Genomic DNA, 6,464 nt, shown 5'->3' on the forward strand with positions numbered 1-6,464 from the left:
CACTCTCAACCGGTGAGTGCCAGTCACCCTGTGCCAGTGTAGGGCCGGTGACCACGGCCAGGGCAAGGGCGGGCGCCGACCGGAAGGGCGATCCGCACCACATCCCGGCGGGCACCGCCCGCGTGATGGCGCTAGCGTCGCGGTGTGGAGACCGATTGGGAAGAGCTGTCGCCCGGAGTCGTACGCCGCCGCATGCCCGGCTGGGACGAGACGGTCGGGGCCGTCGCGGGCGGGACCGGGGTACTGGTGGTCGACACGGGCGCGACGCTGGGTGACGGCGCGCGCGTCCGGCGGTACCTGCACGATCGCTTCGGGCTGCCGGTGACCCACGTGGCGCTGACTCATCCGCACTTCGACCACGTCCTGGGCGCCTCGGCCTTCGCCGGGGTGGAGGTCTACGGGGCGGTGGGGATCGAGGACCTGCTGGTCCACTCGAAGGACGAGTTGCGCCAGGACGCCGTGCGGCACGGCGTGGACCCGCGGGAGGCGGCCGAGGCGGTCGACGTGCTCGTCCACCCGCACCACCGGGTGGCCGGCGAGCTGACCGTCCGGCTGGGCGGCCGGGAGGCGCTCCTGGCCAACGTCGGTCCGGCGCACACCGCCCACGACCTGGCCGTCGTGGTCCCCGGCGTGCCGGGCGGGCCGGACGTGGTCTTCTGCGGTGACCTGGTGGAGGAGTCCGGCGAGCCGCAGGCGGGGCCGGACTCCCACCCCGTCCACTGGCCGGCCGCGCTGGACCGGCTGCTCGCCCTGGGCGGCGAGGACGCGCGGTACGTGCCGGGCCACGGGGCGGTGGTGGACGCCGCCTTCGTCCGCGCCCAGCGCGACGCGCTGGCGGAGCGCTTCGGCACGGTGTGACGGACGCCGCGGCGGGTTCCGCGGAGGGGCCCCGTCCCAGGTTTCACGGTGGGGATCACGTAACACAATGACCGCATGCGCAGCAGACGGTACGGCCCCGACCTGACCCCTCCGTGGAAGCGGACCTCCGGCGGCCACGGGCCCGCGCCCGAGGTGCCCGCCGAGCCGGATCTGGTGGTGGAGGAGGTCACGACCGGCTTCTGCGGGGCAGTGGTGCGCTGCGAGAGGACGGCGCAGGGTTTCACCGTCACGCTGGAGGACCGCTTCGGCAAGTGCCGGGTCTTCCCGATGGAGCCGCGCGGCTTCCTGCTGGAGGGCAGGGCCGTCACCCTCGTCCGGCCGCGGGCGGTGGCCCCGCCCGCTCCGGTGGCGCCCCTGCGCACGCCCTCGGGGTCGGTGGCGGTGCCGGGCGCCCGCGCGCGGGTGGCGCGGGCGGGGCGCATCTACGTCGAGGGGCGCCACGACGCGGAGCTGGTGGAGAAGGTCTGGGGCGACGATCTGCGGATCGAGGGCGTGGTCGTGGAGTACCTGGAGGGCGTGGACGGCCTCCAGGCGGTCGTGGAGGCCTTCGGCCCCACTCCCGAGGCCCGGCTGGGGGTGCTGGTGGACCATCTGGTGCCCGGTTCCAAGGAGTCCCGGATCGCCGCCGAGGTCACCGGTGAGAACGTGCTGGTCGTCGGCCACCCGTACATCGATGTCTGGGAGGCGGTGAAGCCGTCCGCGCTGGGCATCGGCGCATGGCCCCGGGTGCCGCGCGGCCGGGACTGGAAGACGGGGGTGTGCCGGGCGCTGGGCTGGCCGGAGAACACCGGCGCGGCGTGGAAGCGGATCCTGGGGAGCGTGCGCGACTACACGGATCTGGAGCCGGGGCTGCTCGGCCCGGTCGAGCGGCTGATCGACCACGTCACGGTGGGCGGGCCGGCGGGCGGACCGGCCGGTCCCTGAGCCTTCGGGGGCGGGGACCGGTCCGGGCCGGGTGTGGGACGGGTGCGGGACAATGGGCCCCATGCCTTCCGCACTGCCCGACGGCGAGCCCGTCCCCGCCGACGGTTCCCTCCCCGCGCACGCCCTGGCCGGCGCGGCGCGGCGCCCCCTCGGCTTCTACCTGCACGTGCCCTACTGCGCGACGCGCTGCGGCTACTGCGACTTCAACACCTACACCGCGAGCGAGCTGCGCGGCTCCGGCGGCGCGCTCGCCTCGCGGGAGAACTACGCGGAGACGCTGGCCGAGGAGGTGCGGCTGGCGCGCAAGGTCCTCGGCGACGACCCCCGGCCGGTGGAGACGGTCTTCGTCGGCGGCGGCACCCCCACCCTGCTGCCCGCCGCCGGCCTGGGGCGGATGCTGGCCGTGGTCCGTGAGGAGTTCGGGCTGGCGGAAGGCGCCGAGGTCACCACGGAGGCCAATCCGGAGTCCGTCGGCCCGGCCTACCTGGCCGAGCTGCGCGAGGCGGGCTTCAACCGGATCTCCTTCGGCATGCAGAGTGCCCGGCGCCACGTGCTGTCCGTGCTGGACCGCACCCACACCCCCGGCCGCCCCGAGGCGTGCGTGGCCGAGGCCCGCGCGGCGGGCTTCGAGCACGTCAACCTGGACCTGATCTACGGCACCCCGGGCGAGAGCGACGACGACTGGCGGGCCTCGCTGGAGGCCGCTCTCGGTGCCGGCCCCGACCACGTCTCGGCGTACGCGCTGATCGTGGAGGAGGGCACGCGGCTTGCCTCCCGCATCCGGCGCGGCGAGGTGCCGGTGACGGACGACGACGTGCACGCCGACCGCTACCTGATCGCCGAGGAGATGCTGTCGGCGGCCGGTCTCGACTGGTACGAGGTGTCCAACTGGGCGTCGGCGGAGGCCGCCCGCTGCCGCCACAACGAGCTGTACTGGACGGGCGCCGACTGGTGGGGGGCCGGTCCGGGGGCGCACAGCCACGTCGGCGGAGTGCGCTGGTGGAACGCCAAGCACCCCGGCGCGTACGCCCAGGCGCTCGCCGAGGGCCGTTCACCGGGTGTGGGCCGCGAGGTGCTGGACGACGGGGACCGGCGCGTGGAGCGCGTCCTGCTGGAGCTGCGGCTGGTGGACGGCGTACCGCTGGGCGTCCTGGCCCCGGCCGGGGCCCGCGCCGCCGAGCGGGCGCTGGCGGACGGGCTGCTGCGCGCGGAGGCGTACGAGCGCGGGCGCGCGGCCCTGACCCTGCGTGGCCGCCTGCTGGCCGACGCGGTGGTCCGCGACCTGGTGGACTAGCGGCGTCCTCGCCCCACCGCGCGGAGCCGGGTCGCGCGGACCGCGCCGGAGCCTCCGCGGGGGGGCTCCTGCCGCCGCGCCGTTCCGGCGCCAACCCCCTTTCCCCCGGGGGCAGTTGGGTTACGTTGTGCGACGACCACCGCTGTGATCCGTGACAGGAGGGCCCCTCCCGTGAGCGACCACCCGCCCGCACCCGAACCGCAGGCGCCGCCCGTGATCGACACCACGGTGTCGCACGTGGCGCGGATCTGGAACTACTGGCTGGGAGGGAAGGACAACTACGAGGTCGACCGCGCGGTCGGAGACCAGATCACGGCGATCCTCCCCGACGTGCCCCGGCTGGCCCGCGCCTCCCGGGCCCTCCTCGGCCGGACCGTGCGGTACCTGGTCGCCGAGGCCGGCGTCCGCCAGTTCCTGGATGTCGGCACCGGACTGCCCACCGTGGACAACACCCACGAGATCGCGCAGCGGCTGGCCCCCGAGTCGCGCGTCGTCTACGTCGACAACGACCCCCTGGTGCTGGCCCACGCCCGTGCCCTGCTCACCGGCTCGCCCGAGGGCGTGACCGAGTACATCCACGCCGATCTGCGCGACCCCGAGGCGATCCTCCGGGGCGCCGCGGCGACGCTGGACCTCACCCGGCCCGTCGCCCTGCTGCTGATGGGCATCATGGAGTTCGTCACCGACGACGACGAGGCGTACGGCATCGTGCGCCGGCTGGTGGAGGCCCTGCCGCCGGGCAGCCATCTGGTGCTGTACGACGGCACCAACGTCATCCACGGCGAGCGGTCGGACAGGATCGTGGAGGTGTGGAACTCCTCCGGCAACGCACCGCTCGTCCTGCGCACCCCCGAGCGGATCGCCGCCTTCTTCGACGGCCTGGAACTGGTGGAGCCCGGGGTGGTGCCGTGCAACCGCTGGCGGCCCGGCCCGGCGCGGGAAGGCGGGCCCGGGGAGGATGAGGAGGAGGTCGACGCCTTCTGCGGCGTGGGGCGCAAGCCCTGACGGCCCGCCCGGGACTCGGAGGGGAAGGCCGGGGGCTCCCGCGGTGCGGCGCCCCCGGCCCGTTCCGGCTCTTTCCGGCCCGTTCCGGGCCCCGGGCTCACCCCTCTCGGGCGCCCCCGTACATCTCCTCGATCAGGTGGCCGAACTTCTTCTCCACCGCGGGCCGCTTCAGCTTCAGACTCGGGGTGAGCTCCCCGTGCTCGATGTCCAGGTCACGCGGCAGGATCCGGAACTTCTTGATCGTCTGCCAGCGCTGGAGGCCTTCGTTGAGGCGCTGGACGTAGCCGTCGACGAGCTTGTGCACCTCTTCGGAGCCGACGACCTCCGCGTAGCTCCTGCCACCCATTCCCTGCTCCTCGGCCCAGCCCATGATGGTGGGCTCGTCGAGCGCGATGAGCGCGGTGCAGTAGTTGCGGTCGGCGCCGTGCACCAGGATGTTGGAGACGTAGGGGCAGACCGCCTTGAACTGCCCCTCGACCTCGGCCGGGGCGATGTACTTGCCGCCCGAGGTCTTGATCAGGTCCTTCTTGCGGTCGGTGATCCGCAGGTAGCCGTCCTCCGACAGCTCGCCGATGTCGCCGGTGTGGAACCAGCCGTCCTCCTCCAGGACCTCGGCGGTCTTCTCCGGCAGCCTGTGGTAGCCCTGCATGATGCCGGGGCCGCGCAGCAGGATCTCGCCGTCCTCGGCGATGCGCACCTCGGTGCCGGGCAGCGGCTTGCCGACCGTGCCGGTGCGGTACGCCTCGCCGGGGTTGACGAAGCTGGCGGCGCTGGACTCGGTGAGGCCGTAGCCCTCCAGGATGTGGACGCCGGCGCCGGCGAAGAAGTAGCCGATCTCCGGGGCCAGGGCGGCGGAGCCCGAGACGCAGGCGCGCAGTCTTCCGCCGAAGGCCTCGCGGAGCTTGGCGTAGACGAGCCTGTCGGCCACCGCGTGCTTCACTCTCAGGCCGGCGGGGGCGGAGGCCGTGCCGGTGCGGCGGAAGTTGTCCTGGGTGACCTTGGCGTACTCGCGCGCGACCCCGGCCGCCCACTTGAAGATCCTGTACTTGGCTCCGCCGCCCGCCCGCGCCTTGGCCGCGACCCCGTTGTAGACCTTCTCGAAGATCCGGGGGACGGCGGCCATGTAGGTGGGACGCACGACCGGAAGATTCTCGATGATCTTGTCGACCCGGCCGTCCACGGCGGTGACGTGGCCGACCTCGATCTGGGCCGCGGTGAGCACCTTGCCGAACACGTGTGCCAGCGGCAGCCACAGGTACTGCACGTCGTCGGCGCGGACCAGCTCCGTCGCGGCGATGGCCTTGGCCATGTAGGACCAGGCGTCGTGCGGCAGCCGCACGCCCTTGGGCCGGCCGGTGGTGCCGGAGGTGTAGATCAGGGTGGCGAGCTGGTCGGAGCGCAGGGCGCCGACGGTCTCCCTGACCGCCTCGGGGTGCTTCTCCAGGTACGCCTCGCCTCGCCTGCGCAGCTCGTCCAGCGACAGCACCCAGCCCTCCGGGTCGCCCTCGGCGGCCACGGCGCCCTCCGCCTCGATGACGACGACATGGGCGAGGTCCGGCAGCTCCGCGCGGCACTCACGGGCCTTGGCGAGCTGCCCGGCGTCCTCGGCGATCAGCACGCGGCTCTCGGAGTCGGCGAGGATGTAGGCGGTCTCCTCGGCATTGGTGCTGGGGTAGACGGTCGTGGTGGCCGCTCCGGCGCACAGCACACCCAGGTCGCACAGGATCCAGTCGGCCCTGGTGTCGGAGGCGATGGCGACCCGTTCCTCGGGCCTCACACCCAGGTCCATCAGGCCCGCGGCGATCGCGAAGACGCGCCGCGCGGCCTCGCCCCAGGTGTGGGAACGCCACTCCTCCGGCCCCCGGCCCGAGGCGGGGGGCACGGGATAGCGGTACGCCTCGCCGTCCGGGGTCGCCTCGATGCGCTCCAGGAAGAGGTTCGCCACCGAGGGCGGACGGTTCTGGATCAGGGACTGGTTGTCGCTCACAACATCCTCCGGGGCCCGCGACGGTGCAGGGGGGTGACTCCAAGGCTCGGCCCACCGCGAGTGCTGGGGTGGGAAGGGGTGGAACGTTTCCGTGCTGTTCGTGCTGTTCGTGCTGTTCTGTGCGTATTGAGTGACTCGCGAGTAACAACCGAGCGGGCGATCAGCCTAAGGCGGAAGGCCCCGCCTCGAAAGAGCCTGCGCATCGCCTGCGTGAAGCCGTGACCTGTGCGATACATACACCACATACCCCGGCCGGCGCCCGTGCGCCCGCGCCCGCACGTGTGAGGGCGTCCGCGGACCCCTGCGGGTCCGCGGACCCCCCCCCGACGCACCGTCCCGCGGCAGCCGCCCCCCTGCCGCCCCGGGCAACCGGGT

General features: G+C 73.6%; 5 protein-coding genes. 4 read left to right on the forward strand and 1 reads right to left on the reverse strand.

All coding sequences use genetic code 11. The features are described from left to right. Positions 1-192 precede the first annotated feature (192 nt). The 4 genes from AC2CJA_RS04940 (at position 193) to AC2CJA_RS04955 (ending at position 4,102) form a co-directional block, all read left to right on the forward strand. Positions 193-858: an MBL fold metallo-hydrolase gene (locus AC2CJA_RS04940; RefSeq protein ID WP_484601423.1), complete on the forward strand. Its 666-nt coding sequence runs from the start codon at positions 193-195 to the stop codon at positions 856-858. A gap of 75 nt (positions 859-933) precedes the next feature. Beyond that, positions 934-1,803 carry a DUF3097 domain-containing protein gene (locus AC2CJA_RS04945; RefSeq protein WP_484601418.1) on the forward strand — a complete coding sequence of 290 codons (870 nt, stop codon included), beginning with the start codon at positions 934-936 and terminating at the stop codon, positions 1,801-1,803. A 61-nt stretch (positions 1,804-1,864) separates the two neighbouring features. Beyond that, positions 1,865-3,097: a radical SAM family heme chaperone HemW gene (gene hemW, locus AC2CJA_RS04950; RefSeq protein WP_484601419.1), complete on the forward strand. Its 1,233-nt coding sequence runs from the start codon at positions 1,865-1,867 to the stop codon at positions 3,095-3,097. Between the two features lie 171 nt (positions 3,098-3,268). Beyond that, positions 3,269-4,102, forward strand: a complete 834-nt coding sequence (locus tag AC2CJA_RS04955; protein ID WP_484601420.1) for an SAM-dependent methyltransferase — start codon at positions 3,269-3,271, stop codon at positions 4,100-4,102. Positions 4,103-4,199: 97 nt separating this feature from the next. On the opposite strand, the gene AC2CJA_RS04960 is transcribed toward AC2CJA_RS04955, so the two are convergent. After that, positions 4,200-6,089, reverse strand: coding sequence for an AMP-dependent synthetase/ligase (locus tag AC2CJA_RS04960; protein WP_484601421.1), 1,890 nt, complete (start codon positions 6,087-6,089; stop codon positions 4,200-4,202). Positions 6,090-6,464 lie beyond the last annotated feature (375 nt).

The sequence above is a fragment of the Streptomyces sp. ATLC9 genome (genome assembly GCF_057196705.1).

What these genes read in the sequence shown, in the direction of transcription:
- hemW (WP_484601419.1), top strand. Translation starts at nt 1,865, where the DNA reads ATGCCTTCCGCACTGCCCGACGGCGAGCCCGTCCCCGCCGACGGTTCC.
- AC2CJA_RS04940 (WP_484601423.1), top strand. Translation starts at nt 193, where the DNA reads ATGCCCGGCTGGGACGAGACGGTCGGGGCCGTCGCGGGCGGGACCGGG.
- AC2CJA_RS04945 (WP_484601418.1), top strand. Translation starts at nt 934, where the DNA reads ATGCGCAGCAGACGGTACGGCCCCGACCTGACCCCTCCGTGGAAGCGG.